We start from the raw sequence: 14,884 nt of genomic DNA on the forward strand, positions 1-14,884 counted from the left end.
GGCGCCGAAGGCGGCTCAGGGGGGATCAAGCTCTGGGGGCTAAGTCAACGCCAGCAGGCGCACCAGGTCCGTCCGCACCCGGATGTCGCGGTAGTTCACGCTCGACAGGATGCGGAAATCGCTCACCCGCGTGTCGCGGATGGCCGGCTCCAGCATGGGCATGCCTTCGCGGTTCACCAGCACGGCCACGCGCGGTGTGAGGGTGTTGGCGCCACGGCGCACCACGGTCGCCACCTCGTTGCTGGCCAGTTTCACGAACGACCCCGGGGGGTAGATGCCCACGGCCTTGATCAGTGAGGCGCCGGCCTCATCCACCTTCTTGCGCTCATCGAAATAGGTGGCATGCATGGCTGCCGACGGCGCCATGGGAGGGCGTGTGGCCCGAGGTGACAAGCGGGCCGCGAAACCGTCAGCCCGGTGGATCAGCCGGGCGATCTGCTCGGCCGCGCTGCGCCCGCCCAAAGGGCCCGCCATGGCGTCGTGGTGCAGGCTGATGGCATCCAGCCAGACGGCATCCTGCACGCCGCGGTCACGCAGCAGATTCACCGAACGCTCGGGGTGCTGGTCGATCACGGCACGTTGTTCGGGTGTGGGCGGGTCGTGCTGCTGGGTCAACTGGTCCTGCAGCTCGGTCATGCCGATGTTCATGGTCAGGCAGGCCCGCACCATCGAGGTCTCCAGCTCGGGCGACCAGTTCAGCACGTCGCGCGCGGCCAGCGAGCACATGGCGCACACCAGCATGGCATGGGTGGCGCTGTAGAAGCGGGTCTCACTGGCCGTCAGGTGGATCAGCGCAAACAGCACCGTGTCGGGGTTGCTGCGCAGCATGCGGCTGAGGTCGCGTTGCAGCTTGTCCAGGCGGAACATGAAGCGTTGGCTGCGCGGGTCGCGCATGATCGCGTTGGCGCGGCTTTGCATGTCCAGCCAGTCGATCGGGGCGTCGGCGTCGCTGTATTCGTCCGTCGTCTTGGGGGCGGCGGTCATCAGATCCGGCGCCATGATCTGGGTGTCGGCAATCTGGCCCAGCGTGGTGTTTTTGTCGTTCACCATCGCATGCATCTGGGCCTCCATCGCACGGCGGTACTGGCGCACCTCCTGTGGGTCGACAAACAGGGTGCCGTGGGCCGCCAGGGTGTCCAGTGCCTCGCGTTCGGTGAAGATGTAGCCGCGACTGGCCAGCAAGGTCCCGTCGGCATTGTGCAGGCCGAAGGGCAGCGGGCGACCGAGCGGAATGTTGCTGAAGCTGACGGGCGCTAATTTCATGGGTGGCGTTGATTATGTGACAGGATGTCAGCGCTTCAACAGACCTTAACCGGGCATCAGCGGGGCCTTTACCTGCCAGTGACCTGTCTATGACCGGCCCTGTCTCGGGCGTGCCGATCGCCACCGCGCCCTCACTCGCAAAGGTGCTGGTCCACAAACTGGCGCAGCAGGTGCATGACCGGCGAAGGGGTGCGCCCGCGCAGGGTAATGAGGCCGAAGCGTGCCGTGGCCAGCAGAGGGGGGTGCACGGGCAGGGCCACCAGCGCGCCTGATTGCAGGTGGGCCTTGGCAGCCGCCTGCACGCCCAAAAAGATCGCATCCGTGTTCAGGGTCGTGTCCACCAGGCTGCTCACATCTTCACAGCGCAGCGAGGCCAGGCGCTCCGGGTGGGCCTGCACGCCATACCGGTCGACCAGCAGGCGGGCCACCTCATCGCTCAGCGGGGTGGTGGCAATCGGGTAGGCCAGCAGTTCATCAAAGGCCAGGCTGCCGCGCCCGGCCAGAGGGTGGCTGGCACGGCAGATGAAGCCGGCGCTCAGTTCGATCAGAGATTCAATCTGCAGATCGTCGGCGGGTACCACGCGGCGCAGGTCGATGACCAGCGCATCGAGTTGGCGCGCGCGCAGCATCTGCAACTGAAGCTCGGTGGGCCCGCGCGAGACGCTGACCCGCACCGCGGGGTGCTCGCGCGCCATGTGGCTCAGCAAGGGCGTCATCAGCAAGGCCCCAGGGCCCGAGCCCAGGCCCAGCCGCAGCGAGCCCAGCCCCCCCTGGGCCAGGCGTTTCAGGTTCTCCTTCAGTTCGTCGGCCTCGAACAACATGCGTCGCCCATGCGTGACCACCACCTCGCCCAGCGGCGTGAGCTCGTTGCGTTTGCCCAGCCGGTCGATCAGCCGGGCATCCAGCGTGCGCTCCAGGGCCTGGATGCTGCGGCTCAGGGCCGATTGGGTCAGGTGCAGTTGTTCGGCAGCCCGACTGAACGAGCCCGTTTCAGCCAGGCAGATCAGATGCTGGAGTTGGCGCAGGTCCATGGCTTTGGTATGAGGTGATTGAATGGGTTTCAGGAAAATTATGCATTGGACACATCTTCTGAGCATTTCTAGCATGGACTCCTCATCTCTTACTTGATGGCAAGGAACCCCATGAAATCGATTCTTCGTCGTGCGTCCCTGAAAACCGGCCTGGCCCTGGCGGCCGTGACCCTGGCTGGCGGCAGCTGGGCCCAGAGCTTTCCGCAGCGCCCCGTCACGTTGATGGTGCCGTACCCTGCGGGTGGGGTGTCTGATGTCATCGCGCGCACCGTGAACACGGCCCTGGGCAAGCACCTGGGTCAGCCGGTGGTGGTCGAGAACCTGGGGGGTGTCAGTGGCGCGATTGCAGCCCAGAAGACCCTGACTGCGCCTGCCGACGGCTACCTGCTGTTTCAGGGGTCGCCCAATGAGCTGATCCTGTCGCCATTGGCCAACGCGGCCGTCAAGTTCAAGAGCGAGGACTTCCGCCTGCTGCAGATGATCTCGGTGGCCCCGCTGGCCGTCATCGCGCGTGCTGACCTGCCCGTCAGCAATGGCGACGAACTGGCCGCCTATGCCGCCCGGGTGGCCCGCGAGGGGCGCCCGCTCACCTATGCCAGCGTGGGGCCGGGCTCGTTCTACCATTTCATGGGCGAGCACATGTCGCACACCCTGGGCGTGCCCATGACCCATGTGCCTTACAAGGGCGGGGCACCGGCCTTCACGGACCTGATGGGGGGCCAGGTCGACATTTTCATCACCGTGTTTGGCAAGGCGCAGCTCGAGATGGTGCAGCAGGGGCGCCTCAAGTTTGTCGCCACCCTCAGTGAGGAGCGGCTGGAGGGCCTCAAGCAGGTGCCCACGCTGCGCGAGAGCCGGGCCTTGAAAGACTTCAGCTACAAGCTCTGGACCGGTTACTTCGTGCGCAAGGACACGCCTGAACCCATTGTGCAGACGCTGTACAAGGCGCTCACCGCCACCTTGTCGGATCCCGCTGTGCGCGCCGGGCTGGAGGCCCAGAGCCAGCAGGTGTCACGCCCCCTGAGCCTGCAGGAGGCCGCGCAGGCTTATGCCGATGGCACAGCTCAGTTCAGGGCCCTGGCCAAGACCATCCAGCTGCAGCCCCAGTAAGGACCGGGACATGAGCATCGACATTGCTGACCTGCTGGCGAGTGCCCAGGCCCTGGCCCCCGAGTTCGAGGCCTGGCGCCGCGACATCCACCAACACCCCGAACTGGGCTTTGAGGAGCACCGCACCAGCGAGCGCGTGGCCGAAGCCCTGCAGCGCTGGGGTTATCAGGTCACCCGTGGTCTGGGCGGCACCGGGGTGGTGGGCCAACTGCGCCGCGGCAGGGGCACCCGGCGCCTGGGCCTGCGCGCCGACATGGACGCCCTGCCCATCACCGAGACCAGTGGCCTGCCCCACGCCAGCCAGCACGCGGGGGTGATGCACGCCTGCGGGCACGATGGGCACACGGCCATGCTGCTGGCGGCGGCGAAACTGCTGGCCGAGTCAGAGCGATTTGATGGCACGCTGAACCTGATCTTTCAGCCCGCCGAAGAGGGGCTGGGCGGTGCGGTTCGGATGATGCAGGATGGCTTGTTCGAGCAGTTCCCTTGCGATGCCGTGTTTGCCATGCACAACATGCCAGGCTACCCGCAAGGGCATCTGGCCCTGCGCGAAGGCCCGGCCATGGCCTCGTCTGACTATGTCGAGATCACCCTGCATGGCATGGGGGGGCATGGCGCCATGCCGCACCGCGCCGCCGACCCCGTGGTGGCCGGGGCCAGCCTGGTGATGGCCCTGCAGACGGTGGTGTCGCGCAACGTCGACCCCCTGGGCATGGCGGTGGTCACGGTGGGGTCCTTCCACGCCGGGCAGGCCAACAACGTGATCCCCGAGACCGCCACGCTCAAACTCAGTGTGCGCGCCCTGGACCGCCAGGTGCGAACCCTGCTGCGCGAGCGCATCACCGCGCTGGCCCAGGCGCAGGCCGCGAGCTTTGGCTGTTCGGCCACGGTTGACTACCGCGATGGCTATGCCGTGCTGGTCAACACGGCGGCCGAGACCGCGCTGGCGCGCGAGGTGGCTTTGGAGCTGATCGGGCCGCAGCAGGTCACGCTGCAGGCACCGGCCCTGCCGGGCAGCGAAGACTTTGCTTTCATGCTTGAAAAAGTGCCGGGCAGCTACCTGCTGATCGGCAATGGTGACGGGCAAGATGCAGGCCACCCGTTTGCCGGGCACTGTGCCTGCATGGTGCACAACCCGGGCTATGACTTCAATGACCGCAACCTGGTGCGAGGGGCGGCTTACTGGGCCTTGCTGGCGCAGCGTTTTCTGGCCTGACGCCTGCCACCCCAGGCACACGGCCTGCCCAGCCCGGCGCTCGGGCCGCGACCGCCAGGGCCGGGGGGAGGCTGCGCCCGCTTGGGAGCGGGCGCTTGGGCGGGGCTTACTTCTGTGACAACACCCAGTTCACCAGCTTCTTGGCGTCGGCCTCGTTGACCTGTGCATTGGGTGGCATCGGCACCGGTCCCCAGACACCTGAGCCGCCTTTGATGACCTTGGCGGCCAGTTTGTCCGGGGCGTCTTTCTGGCCCGCGTACTTGGCCGCCACATCCTTGAAGGCCGGGCCGACCATTTTCTTGTCGACCGAGTGGCAGGCCATGCAGGCCTTGCTGGTGGCCAGGGCCTGGTCGGCCATGGCGGGGGCTGCCGCCAGGGCGGCGGCCAAAATCAATGAAACACGGTACATGTCAGAACTCCTTCTAGGGATGGGTGCAGGGGATGGGGTGGGATGGAGGGGATAGGGGGGGCGCTCAGTGCTTGGCGTTCTTCAGCAGGAAGTCGAGCACCATCTTGCGTTCGTCATCGTTCAGTCCGGCCCGTTGGAACATGCTGGGCGTGATGCCCAGCCATTGCTTTTCGGTGAACTGGCCTGGATCGCGTGGGCCGTGGCAGACCGTGCAGCGTTGGTAGAAGATCTTTTCGGCTGGCGTCAACGAGGCCGTGGCTTTTTCACGCAAGGCAAATGCCCGGTCGGCACCGAAGAACTTCTCGTCAAAGTGGACATCGCTGCGCGTGATCCTAGGCGGCTGAAAGGCCCGGGTGCCGCCGGGGTCAGCATCGGTGCATTTGCGGATCGAGGCGACACAGGTGTTGGCTGTCGTGGCCTGGGTCAGGCCACTGGCCTGGCGGCTGGAGGTCAGGAAGTTGATCAGGCCGTTGTTGCAGCGCCCCTTGCTGTCCAGCTGTGGCCAGGCGCCTTCGTACAGGCTGACCACACCGGGCATGATCTTGTCGGACACCCGGGCGCCGACCACCACGGCACCGCGCTCGTTGTAGAGCTCCACCAGATCGCCATCCTGGATGCCGTGTGCCTTGGCGTCCTCGGGGCTGAGGGTCAGGGGCTCGCGGGTCTGTACCGTGTAGCGCTTGCGCAGCGTTTCGGAGTTGTTCATCTGCGAGTGCAGGCGCCAGTAGGGGTGCGGGCTGACCACATGCACCTGGCCCTTGCGGGCGTTGCCCAGGTACTCGGCAGGGGCTTGCCATTTGGGCATGGGTGGCATGTCGGGAATGTTCATTTTCTCGATCGTGCTGGAGTACATCTCCACCTTGCCGCTGGTGGTGTGCAGCGGATGCTTTTGCGGGTCCTGACGGAAGTCGCCATGACGCACCCACTGATGAGCCGCTGCGGGCACGGGAATGCGAGCGATGCCTTCGGCCCAGAATTGGTCAAACGGCGTGTGTTTGGCCGCACTGCTGGCCTCGTAGGCCGTCTTGACGTAGTCCAGTGCCGTTTTGCCTTCTGTGAAGGCGTATTCGACCCCGCACAGTGCAGACAGGCGGCGGAAGATCTCGAAGTCGTCCAGCGCATCGTGCTGCGGTGCAACCACCTGCTTCATCGCATAGACCTTGTCGATGCTGTAGGTGCCGGCCGAGGAGATGTCGTTGCGTTCCAGGGTGGTGGTGGCCGCCAGCACGATGTCAGCCCAGCGTGCCGAGCCATTCCACCAGGGTTCCTGGCAGATGTAGGTGTCCACGGTCTGGAGGGCCCGGGCCAGTTCGTTCAGGTCTTGCTGGTGCGAGAACAGGTTGTTGCCTGCGTTGTAGATCAGCTTGACCTCGGGGTAGGTGTAGCGACTGCCGTTGTAGGTGAACTCTTTGCCGGGGTTGAGCAGCATGTCGTTGATGCGTGAGGCAGGGCAGATCTTGCGGACCGGATTGCGGCCCTGCGACAGCCCTGTGGGTGCCGTGCCACCCGATTGAGCCATGCCGCCACCGCCGTAGTGCCACGAGAAGCCCACGCCCTGACCCGGCAGGCCGATGTTGCCCAGGATGCAGGCAAAGTTGACGATGGCCCAGTAAGGCATCTCGCCGTGGTGGGCGCGCTGGATGGCCCACGAGCCGCACAGCTGGGTGCGCTTGGAGGCCATCAACTCGGCCAGTGCGCGGATCTTGGCGGCCGGGATGCCTGTGATGGCCGCGGCCCATTCGGGCGTCTTGGGGGGCGAGCCATCGGCGTCCTTGCCTTCGAGGTAGGCACGGTAGCGATCGAAGCCGACGGTGTACCGGTCGATGAACGCCTGGTTGTGCTTGTTCTGGCTGATGAGGTGGTAGCCCATGGCCAGGAACAGCGCGGTGTCGGTGTTGGGGATGATGCGCACCCATTCCGAGCCCATCTTCTCGTCGGTGGTGGTGAGTTGCGGGTTGATGGAGACGAAGCGGCAGCCGGCCTGCTTGATGGCATCCCAGCCGGCATACATCTCGTGATCGCAGACGGTGTACTCGATGCGGTTGTTCTTGTCGGGGTCGCAACCGATGAAGACCACCAGTTCGGTGTGATCGCGCAGTTGTTCCCAGGCGGTCTGGGCGGAGTAGACCTCCATGTCGCCGATGACCATCGGCATGATGATCTGCCCTGCACCGGCCGAGTAGTCGCCCGTGGTGATCGACGAGCCGCCCAGCAGGTTGAAAAAGCGCCCCTGCAGCACGTTGGGCCGGAAGATGCCCGCATGGGACCAACCGCCGTAGGAGCTGGAAAAGCAGCCCTCATTGCCGTGCTTTTCGATGGTGTCCAGGATGGCCTTGGCGGTCAGACCCAGTGCGGTGTCCCAGCTCACCTGCACCCATTCGTCGCGCCCGCGCAGCTCAGGTTTGTTGCTGCCCTTGCGCCCGTTCATTTCCCACTCCAGGTAGGACTTGCGCACCATCGGGCCCGCGATGCGGGTCTTGTCGTAGGTCCGATCCAGCACGCCCTCGGTCAGCATGGGGGTGGGGCGCTTGTCGGTCGCCTGGGCCTCCACCTTGACGAGCCGGCCGTTCTGGACCGTGGCGATCAAGGGCCCGTAGTGGGTCGCATGGGTGACTTGTCCAGTGAACGAGGCAAGCCCGTCCAGGCCTGCAGCCTCTGGCGACGTGGCGGCCATGGCCTGCGCCAGCGGTGACAGCCTGGTCCCGGCTCCCAGGGCCCCCAGCAGGCCGACGGCGCTGGCCCCCATCCATTGACGGCGAGTGAAATTCATAAAGTCCCCTATCGCGGTTGTGGTCTTTCTTTCGTTCGTCAGATGCTAAGAACTGCCTTTAAAGCGTCAAGATTTGCCGCTAAAAATTGAAATTACTTACATTGCCTCACACGATGTGTCGGACCTGTTGCTGCTCAGGCTTGATGAGTGGTCTTGAGGGCGCGGCCTCGCTGCCGGGGCGAGGGCTGGCACCCACAAAATTGCGGCCATGGGGTGGCGCTGGCAACGGCCTGTGGGCCGCTTTGCAAGGCCTTCAGTCCGGGTGCAGGTTTGGTTACCAACTGATACAGTTGAAGACTCTGATATCTGGCCTGTCTGCTGCCCATGTCGCCCTTTCCGCCACGCCCCCCGCATTGGGTGGTTCGCATGAATTACCGCAACCGCGCCGTGTCCTGGCTTGCGGTGATGGTGGTGGTCGCATGGCAGTGGTGGGCAAGCCCCTGGCCCTGGTTCTGGTGGGCTGGTTTGGGCCTGCAGTTTGTGCTGTACCCCCAACTGGCCTATCTGCTGGCCCGCCTGGCCAAGGATCCACTGGCCTTTGAATTGAGAACACTGACCGTCGATTCACTGGCCATCGGCTTTTGGGTGGCCTGGCTGGGGGCGCCTCTGTGGCTGGCCTATGCCCTGTGTGTCTGCGGTGCCATGAACCTGGCGGCCTTCAAGGGCCCCAGGGGCCTGCTGATCTCCGTGTTGCTGCAGGGGGGCGGAGCGGTTTTGGCCGTGCTGGTGCATGGCTTTCGCTTTCAGCCTGATCTGGCCCCGGTGCCGACAGCCTTGTGCATGCTGGCCTTGTCGGGTTACCTGCTGGCCTTTGCCCATGGCGCCAACGACCGCACCCGCAAGCTGCATGCGATCCGCCTGCGCCTGACCGACAGCGAGCGGGCGCTCCAGCGTCAATTGGCCGAGAACCAGGTGCTGCAGGTGCGCCTCAGCGAGCAGGCCAACCGGGATTCGCTCACCGGCCTGTTCAATCGGCGCTTTCTGGATGCCACGCTGGGCCGCGAGCTGATCCGCTGCCAACGCGAGGGCCAGCCTCTGGCACTGATCGTGATCGACATCGATCACTTCAAGAAAGTCAATGACAACGCAGGCCACCCCGTGGGCGATGAGGTGTTGCGGCGCGTGGCATTTTTACTGAGCCATGATTCGCGGGCCAGTGACGTGGTGTGCCGCCATGGGGGTGAGGAATTTCTGCTGATGCTGCCCAACATGCCGGTGGCGGCGGCGCTGCAGCGCGCTGAGCACTACCGCGAGAGCCTGGCTTCGTCCCTGTTGCTGATTGAAGGGCAGCGCCTGCGCATCACGCTGTCGGCGGGGGTGGCGTCCTACCCGGAGCATGGGCAATTGCCGGGTGAGCTGCTGGCTGCGGCCGACAAGGCCCTTTACCGGGCCAAGAGTCGGGGGCGCAACCGGGTCGAGCTGGCGCAGCCGCTGCGGTACGACGAGCCCGCGCTGCCCCTGGAGCCAGCTTGAGCCTGCGCGTCGACCGGGGCTGAATCGAGGCTTGCAGCGGCCCCGATCTGATGGGGGGCCGCCTCAGGCCGGGTGCAGCGGGGTGGCCGGGATCTGCTGGCGGATCATCTTCAGTCGCATGTCGAACTCAGGCATCACGCGCTGCTGCAGTGCCTGCAAAGGCCCTTGCCAGCGTGCGCCGTCGGCGCCCGGGGTGTGTTCGATCTGGGCCCAGGCCCAGGCCAGCAGCACCAGGGCCACGGCGCGCAGGTAGTCGTCGGCGCTCAGGCTGGCCAGCATCGGGTCATTTGCGCAGGCCGCGGCCAGCGTGGTGCTCAGGTAACGCATTTCGGCCAGACGGCGCAGCACCTCGGCATCGAAGGGGCGGCTGGCATCCAGGGTGGCGCGCAGTGACAGCAGCAGGGCCCCCAACGCCTCACCGCCGTCAGGCAGCACCTTGCGCTGCAGCAGGTCGATGGCCTGGATCTCGTTGGTGCCCTCATAGATCATGGCCACGCGCGAGTCGCGCACGATCTGCTCGATGCCCCATTCGCGCACGTAGCCGTGGCCGCCGAACACCTGCAGGCATTCGCTGGCGCCGTAAAAGGCCTGGTGCGTCCAGGCCGCTTTCAACACCGGGGTGACCAGGCTGCACCAGCGCTGGGCCTGGGCGCGCTCGTCCGCGTCGGGGTGGTGGCGGGCGATGTCCAGGGCCAGACCGGTGCGGTAGGCCAGCAGGCGGCCGCCGTCGATCCAGGCCCGCTGCACGTCCAGGATGCGGCGCATGGCCGGGTGCTCGATCAGCAGGTCGGCGCTGTCCTTGTCGCCACGCGAGGCGGGGCGGGGCCCGGGCGCGCGCATCTGGCGGCGCTCATGGGCGTAGGCATCGGCCTTCTGCCAGGCGGCGTCCAGCAGGCCGATCCCTTGCAGGGCCACGTGCAGACGCGCCGCATTCATCATCACAAACATGGCGTTCAGGCCGGCGCCGGCTTGGCCCACCAGCCAGCCGGTGGCGTCTTCAAAGCGCATCACGCAGGTGGGGCTGCCGTGCAGGCCCATTTTTTCTTCGATGCGATCACAGTGCGCGCCGTTGCGCGAGCCATCTGGCAAGAACTTCGGCGCCAGGAACAGCGACAGGCCCTTGGGCCCGGCCGGCGCGCCGGGCAGGCGGGCCAGCACCAGGTGCACGATGTTGTCGGTCAGATCGTGCTCGCCGCCCGAGATGAAGATCTTGCTGCCGTTGAGTCGATGTTCGCCGGGCAGCCTGCCGTCTTCGACCGGCTGCGCCTGGGTGCGCACCAGACCCAGATCGCTGCCGGCATGGGGTTCGGTCAGGCACATGGTGGCCAGCCACTCCCCGCTGGCCACCTTGTCGAGGTAGCGCGCCTTGAGTTCGTCCGAGGCGTGGTGCTTGATGCATTCGTAGGCGCCATGCAGCAGGCCCGGTGCCATGGTCCAGCCGTGGTTGGCGGCACTCAGCCATTCATAAAGCACGCCTTCCAGCACCCAGGGCAGGCCCTGGCCACCGTCCTCCGCCGCGCCGGCCAGGGCGGGCCAGCCGGCCTGCCAGAAGGCCTGGTAGGCCTCGCGAAAGCCCGGTGGGGTGGTGACGCGGCCGGCCTCCCAGCGGCAGCCGATCTCGTCGCCGTCACGCGACAAAGGGGCCACCACCTCGCCGACAAACTTGCCGGCTTCGTCCAGCACCTGCGCCATCAAGGCCTGGTCGGCCTCGGTCAGGGCGGACAGTGGCGCCAGTTGCTGCGGCGCCTGCAGCACGTTGAACAGCAAGAAGGCGTTGTCGGCGGGGCGGGGCTGGTAAGAGGAAGACATGGTGCGGAGAAAGTGGGTGGGCTAAGACAACAAGGGGCCCCGCGGGGCCCCATGGCGGGATCAGGAGGTCACGCGATCACGATTCGGCGCTGAAACCGATGCGCTTGACCAGGGGGCCCCAGCGCTCGAACTCGTGCTTTTGCGAGCGGCCCATCTCCTCGGCGGTCGAGCCTTGGGCGATCAGGCCGACCAGCGCCAGGCTGTCGATCACGATCTTCTCCTTGAGGGCAGCGTTGATCGCGGCGTTGGCTGCAGCAACCACCGGCGCAGGGGTCTTGGCCGGGGCGTAGAAGCCGAACCATTCTTCGGTGGTCAGGTCGGCAAAGCCCTGCTCAGCGAAGGTGGCCACGTCGGGCAGGAAGGGCGAGCGCTTTTCGCCCGAGGTGGCCAGGATGCGCAGCTTGCCGGCCTTGGCATTGGCGATGAAGTCGCCGCTGGGGGTCAGCATGGCGGCAATCTGCCCGCCCACCAGGTCGGTCACGCCGGGGATGGAGCCGCGGTAGGGCACGTGGCGCATCTCGACGCCGCTGTTCAGGCCCAGCAGGGCGCCCAGAAAGTGCGGCGTGGAGCCGGCGCCCGGCGAGCCATAGCTGGCATCCTTGGGGTTGGCCTTGGCCCAGGCCAGGAAGTCTTTGAGCGTCTTCACGCTGGCCGGCACCAGCGGGCCCACGGCCAGGCCATGGTGCATCACGGCGCCGATCGAGACAGGCACGAAGTCCTTCATCTCGTAGTTCATCTTGCTGTAGATGTGCGGGTAGATGGCCAGGGCCGAGAAGGGCGACAGGGCCAGCACCGAGCCATCAGCGGGTGCGGGCTTGAGCGATTCCAGGGCGATGCGGCCGCCGGCGCCGGGCTTGTTCTCGACGACCGCGGGGTTCTTGCTGAAGGCCGTGCCAGCCATCTTCTCGCCCACGCGGCGGGCCACGCTGTCGCCCGAACTGCCGGCCGGAAAGCCGTAGAAGATCTTGCACTGGTCGACCAGTTGGGCGAAGGCGTTGGGGGCCAGCAGGCCGCTGCCGCCCAGGGCGCCGAGGGCGCTCAGGGCCTGGATGAATTGACGACGATTGCTCATGATTTGTCTCCGTTATTTTTGAAAAGTTGCTGAATCGATCGATTTCAGCGCGGCGCCATGCGCAAGGCACCATCGAGGCGGATCACCTCGCCATTGAGGTGGCCGTTGGTGACGATGTGGCAGGCCAGTTGGGCAAATTCTTCGGGCTTGCCCAGGCGCGAAGGGAAGGGGATGGAGGCCGCCAGCGAGGCCTGCACCGGCTCGGGCAATTGCTTCATCAGCGGCGTGGCGAACAGGCCCGGGGCCACGGTGCAGACCCGGATGCCGTGCTGCGCCAGATCGCGGGCCATCGGCAGCGTCATGCCCACCAGGCCACCCTTGGAAGCGCTGTAGGCTTGCTGGCCCACCTGCCCATCGAAGGCGGCCACCGAGGCGGTGAACATCATCACGCCGCGCTCGCCGTCTTCCAGCGGGGTCAACTTGGCGCATTGGGCGGCAAACAGGCGGCTGATGTTGTAGGCCCCGATCAGGTTCACCGTCACCACGCGGCTGAAGTCTTCCAGCGGTGCGGCGCTGCCATCCTTTTGCACCACGCGCTTGGCGGTGCCGATGCCGGCGATGTTCATCAGGATGCGGGCCGGGCCGTGGGCCTCGGTGGCGCGGGCCAGGGCGGCCTGCACGCTGTCGGTGTTGGTGATGTCGCAGACGCAGGCGATGCCGCCGATGTCGGCGGCCACCTTGGCGGCCAGTTCGGCATTCACGTCGAGCACGGCCACGCGTGCGCCCAGGCGGGCCAGTTCTCGGGCGGTGGCTTCGCCCAGACCCGATGCGCCGCCGGTGACGAGCGCGGCTTGTCCTTGGATGTCCATGGTCAGTTTCCTTGAGGTTGGAAGATATGGGGCAGGCTGCCCTCGTGCAGGCCCTGCACCAGGGCATCGCGGTGCTTGAGCACGGCGCGCTGGTTGATCGAGCCCTTGTCGGTCACCTCGCCGCGGTCGATCGAGGGCGGCTCGGCCAGCAGGGCGGCGCGTGCGATGCGGTTGGCGCTGCCGGTGGCGTGGCTGGCCAGCTCATCGACGATCTGCTGGAATTTGGCCAGCACCGGGGCGCTGCTCAACACCTCGGCCCAGGGCGTGTCAGCGGGCAGCCCGCTCAGGGCACGGCAGGCCTGGGTCGGGAACAGCAGGGCGCCCACCTCCTTGAGGTTGATGCCGGTCAGCACGGCGTCCTGCACATAGGGGGCGCCGGCCGCGATGATCTTGGCCCGCAGCGGACCCACGCTCACAAAGGTGCCCGTGGCCAGCTTGAAGTCTTCGGCGATGCGGCCGTCAAAGCGCAGGCCGAGGTGGATGTTGCTGTCATCGATCCACTGCACGGCATCGCCGCTGCAGAAGAAGCCTTCTTCGTCGAAGTGGGCGGCCGTTTCTTGCGGGGCGCGCCAGTAGCCCGGCGTGATGTTGGGGCCGCGGTAGCGCACCTCGACCTTGCCATCGCTGTCCACCAGCTTGAGCTGCAGGCCTGGGGTGGGCACGCCCAGGTCGCCCGACTTGACTTGTGGGTTGGTGATGTAGAGCGCAAACGGCCCCGATTCGGTCATGCCCAGGCCGGTGCCCATGACGATGCGTTCGCCCACCTCGGCTTCCTGCAGCGCGTGCAGATCGTCCCAGATCGGCTGGGCCAGGGCCGCCCCGGCGTAGAAGAACATGCGCACCCGCGACAGCAGGGTCTTGCGCAGCAGATCGTCGGTCTTCATCGCATTGGCGATGGCCTCAAAACCGGTGGGCACGTTGAAGTACACCGTGGGGGCGATCTCACGCAGGTTGCGCAGGGTCTCGCCGATCATGGCTGGCGTGGGCTTGCCGTCGTCGATGTAGAGCGTGCCGCCGTTGTAGATCGTCAGGCCCACGTTGTGGTTGCCGCCGAAGGTGTGGTTCCAGGGCAGCCAGTCGATCAGCACCGGAGGCTGCTCCGGATCACCCAGCACCGGCATGGACTGGCGCATCTGCTGCTGGTTGGCACACCACATGCGGTGGGTGTTGATCACCGCCTTGGGCAGCTTGGTCGAGCCCGAGGTGAACAGGAACTTGGTGATGGTGTCCGGCCCCGTGGCCTGCATGGCCGCGTCCACCGTGTCGGTGGCCTCGGTGGCGATCAGATCGCTCCAGGCCGTGTGGGCCCGGCCCGGCACCTCGCCCGAGACCAGCACCACTTCCACCCGCTCCGGCACCGCCGCGGCGATGGCTTTGGCGAAGCGGCTGCCCTCGGTGGCAAACACCAGGCCGGGCGTGAGCGTGTTGATCACGTGGCGCAGCTTGTCGTAGTCCTGGCTGATGGTGGAGTACGCCGGCGAGGCCGGCGAGTGCGGGATGCCCGCATACACACAGCCCAGCGCCAGCAGGGCGTGCTCCAGGCTGTTTTCGCTGAGGATCACCACCGGGTGTTCGGCGCTCAGGCCCCGGTTGAGCAGGGCCTGGCCGATGCGCCGCGCCGTCTGCAAGGCCTCGGCATAGCTCACACGGCGCCACTCACCGGTGCGGCCCTGGCTGTCGCGTTGGCGCTGGGCCATGAAGGTGCGCTCGGGCTCGGTCTGCGCCCAGTGCAGCAGCCGGTCGGTCATGCGCTCGGCATGCGACGCCAGCGGCTGTTCGGCCTGCAGGTAGCGGGTACCGGGTTGGCCGGTGTGCAACTGAACCCGGGTGACACCGAATTCCAGGGGGCGGTAGCGGGCCGGGGCCGCAGCTTGGTTTGTCTCGCTCATGTTCTTCTGCTCGGTGGTGGTTGTTGGGGCGGC

The 14,884-nt window shown here is 66.4% G+C and carries 11 protein-coding genes; 3 read left to right on the forward strand and 8 right to left on the reverse strand.

Going from position 1 to position 14,884, the window contains the following annotated elements; translation table 11 throughout:
• Nucleotides 1–39 precede the first annotated feature (39 nt).
• Together AC07VS_RS03550 and AC07VS_RS03555 are read right to left on the reverse strand one after the other, a co-directional pair.
• On the reverse strand, nt 40–1,263 hold the full coding sequence (locus AC07VS_RS03550) for an HD-GYP domain-containing protein (RefSeq protein WP_492346880.1): 1,224 nt from the start codon (nt 1,261–1,263) through the stop codon (nt 40–42).
• Nucleotides 1,264–1,394: 131 nt separating this feature from the next.
• Nucleotides 1,395–2,294, reverse strand: coding sequence for a LysR family transcriptional regulator (locus AC07VS_RS03555; RefSeq protein ID WP_492346881.1), 900 nt, complete (start codon nt 2,292–2,294; stop codon nt 1,395–1,397).
• A gap of 111 nt (nt 2,295–2,405) precedes the next feature.
• Here AC07VS_RS03555 and AC07VS_RS03560 point away from each other — a divergent pair, with 111 nt between their 5' ends.
• Entirely contained in the window at nt 2,406–3,404 is a 999-nt protein-coding gene (locus AC07VS_RS03560; RefSeq protein ID WP_492346882.1) for a Bug family tripartite tricarboxylate transporter substrate binding protein, read from the forward strand.
• 10 nt (nt 3,405–3,414) lie between these two features.
• Nucleotides 3,415–4,620 (forward strand): M20 aminoacylase family protein, encoded by a 1,206-nt coding sequence (locus AC07VS_RS03565; RefSeq protein ID WP_494750231.1) that lies wholly within the window; start codon nt 3,415–3,417, stop codon nt 4,618–4,620.
• A 106-nt stretch (nt 4,621–4,726) separates the two neighbouring features.
• Here AC07VS_RS03565 and AC07VS_RS03570 read toward each other — a convergent pair whose 3' ends face one another.
• Nucleotides 4,727–5,029 (reverse strand): c-type cytochrome, encoded by a 303-nt coding sequence (locus AC07VS_RS03570; protein WP_492346884.1) that lies wholly within the window; start codon nt 5,027–5,029, stop codon nt 4,727–4,729.
• Nucleotides 5,030–5,093: 64 nt separating this feature from the next.
• Nucleotides 5,094–7,799, reverse strand: a complete 2,706-nt coding sequence (locus AC07VS_RS03575) for a molybdopterin-dependent oxidoreductase (RefSeq protein ID WP_494750232.1) — start codon at nt 7,797–7,799, stop codon at nt 5,094–5,096.
• Between the two features lie 366 nt (nt 7,800–8,165).
• Here AC07VS_RS03575 and AC07VS_RS03580 point away from each other — a divergent pair, with 366 nt between their 5' ends.
• A complete protein-coding gene (locus AC07VS_RS03580; RefSeq protein WP_492346886.1) occupies nt 8,166–9,272 on the forward strand; it encodes a sensor domain-containing diguanylate cyclase in 1,107 nt (368 codons plus the stop codon).
• Nucleotides 9,273–9,335: 63 nt separating this feature from the next.
• Here AC07VS_RS03580 and AC07VS_RS03585 read toward each other — a convergent pair whose 3' ends face one another.
• The 4 genes from AC07VS_RS03585 to AC07VS_RS03600 form a co-directional block, all read right to left on the reverse strand.
• Complete coding sequence (locus AC07VS_RS03585; RefSeq protein WP_494750233.1) at nt 9,336–11,081, reverse strand: acyl-CoA dehydrogenase family protein; 1,746 nt, start codon at nt 11,079–11,081, stop codon at nt 9,336–9,338.
• Between the two features lie 76 nt (nt 11,082–11,157).
• Complete coding sequence (locus tag AC07VS_RS03590) at nt 11,158–12,153, reverse strand: Bug family tripartite tricarboxylate transporter substrate binding protein (protein ID WP_492346888.1); 996 nt, start codon at nt 12,151–12,153, stop codon at nt 11,158–11,160.
• A gap of 44 nt (nt 12,154–12,197) precedes the next feature.
• Entirely contained in the window at nt 12,198–12,962 is a 765-nt protein-coding gene (locus AC07VS_RS03595) for an SDR family NAD(P)-dependent oxidoreductase (protein ID WP_492346889.1), read from the reverse strand.
• A gap of 2 nt (nt 12,963–12,964) precedes the next feature.
• A complete protein-coding gene (locus tag AC07VS_RS03600) occupies nt 12,965–14,851 on the reverse strand; it encodes a feruloyl-CoA synthase (RefSeq protein ID WP_494750234.1) in 1,887 nt (628 codons plus the stop codon).
• Nucleotides 14,852–14,884 lie beyond the last annotated feature (33 nt).

The sequence above is a fragment of the Curvibacter sp. GW821-FHT01G03 genome, from assembly GCF_059422285.1.

Coding starts and splice junctions, on each gene's coding strand:
- AC07VS_RS03560 (WP_492346882.1), top strand. CDS start 2,406: ATGAAATCGATTCTTCGTCGTGCGTCCCTGAAAACCGGCCTGGCCCTG.
- AC07VS_RS03580 (WP_492346886.1), top strand. CDS start 8,166: ATGAATTACCGCAACCGCGCCGTGTCCTGGCTTGCGGTGATGGTGGTG.
- AC07VS_RS03585 (WP_494750233.1), bottom strand. CDS start 11,081: ATGTCTTCCTCTTACCAGCCCCGCCCCGCCGACAACGCCTTCTTGCTG.
- AC07VS_RS03570 (WP_492346884.1), bottom strand. CDS start 5,029: ATGTACCGTGTTTCATTGATTTTGGCCGCCGCCCTGGCGGCAGCCCCC.
- AC07VS_RS03600 (WP_494750234.1), bottom strand. CDS start 14,851: ATGAGCGAGACAAACCAAGCTGCGGCCCCGGCCCGCTACCGCCCCCTG.
- AC07VS_RS03555 (WP_492346881.1), bottom strand. CDS start 2,294: ATGGACCTGCGCCAACTCCAGCATCTGATCTGCCTGGCTGAAACGGGC.
- AC07VS_RS03565 (WP_494750231.1), top strand. CDS start 3,415: ATGAGCATCGACATTGCTGACCTGCTGGCGAGTGCCCAGGCCCTGGCC.
- AC07VS_RS03550 (WP_492346880.1), bottom strand. CDS start 1,263: ATGAAATTAGCGCCCGTCAGCTTCAGCAACATTCCGCTCGGTCGCCCG.
- AC07VS_RS03575 (WP_494750232.1), bottom strand. CDS start 7,799: ATGAATTTCACTCGCCGTCAATGGATGGGGGCCAGCGCCGTCGGCCTG.
- AC07VS_RS03595 (WP_492346889.1), bottom strand. CDS start 12,962: ATGGACATCCAAGGACAAGCCGCGCTCGTCACCGGCGGCGCATCGGGT.
- AC07VS_RS03590 (WP_492346888.1), bottom strand. CDS start 12,153: ATGAGCAATCGTCGTCAATTCATCCAGGCCCTGAGCGCCCTCGGCGCC.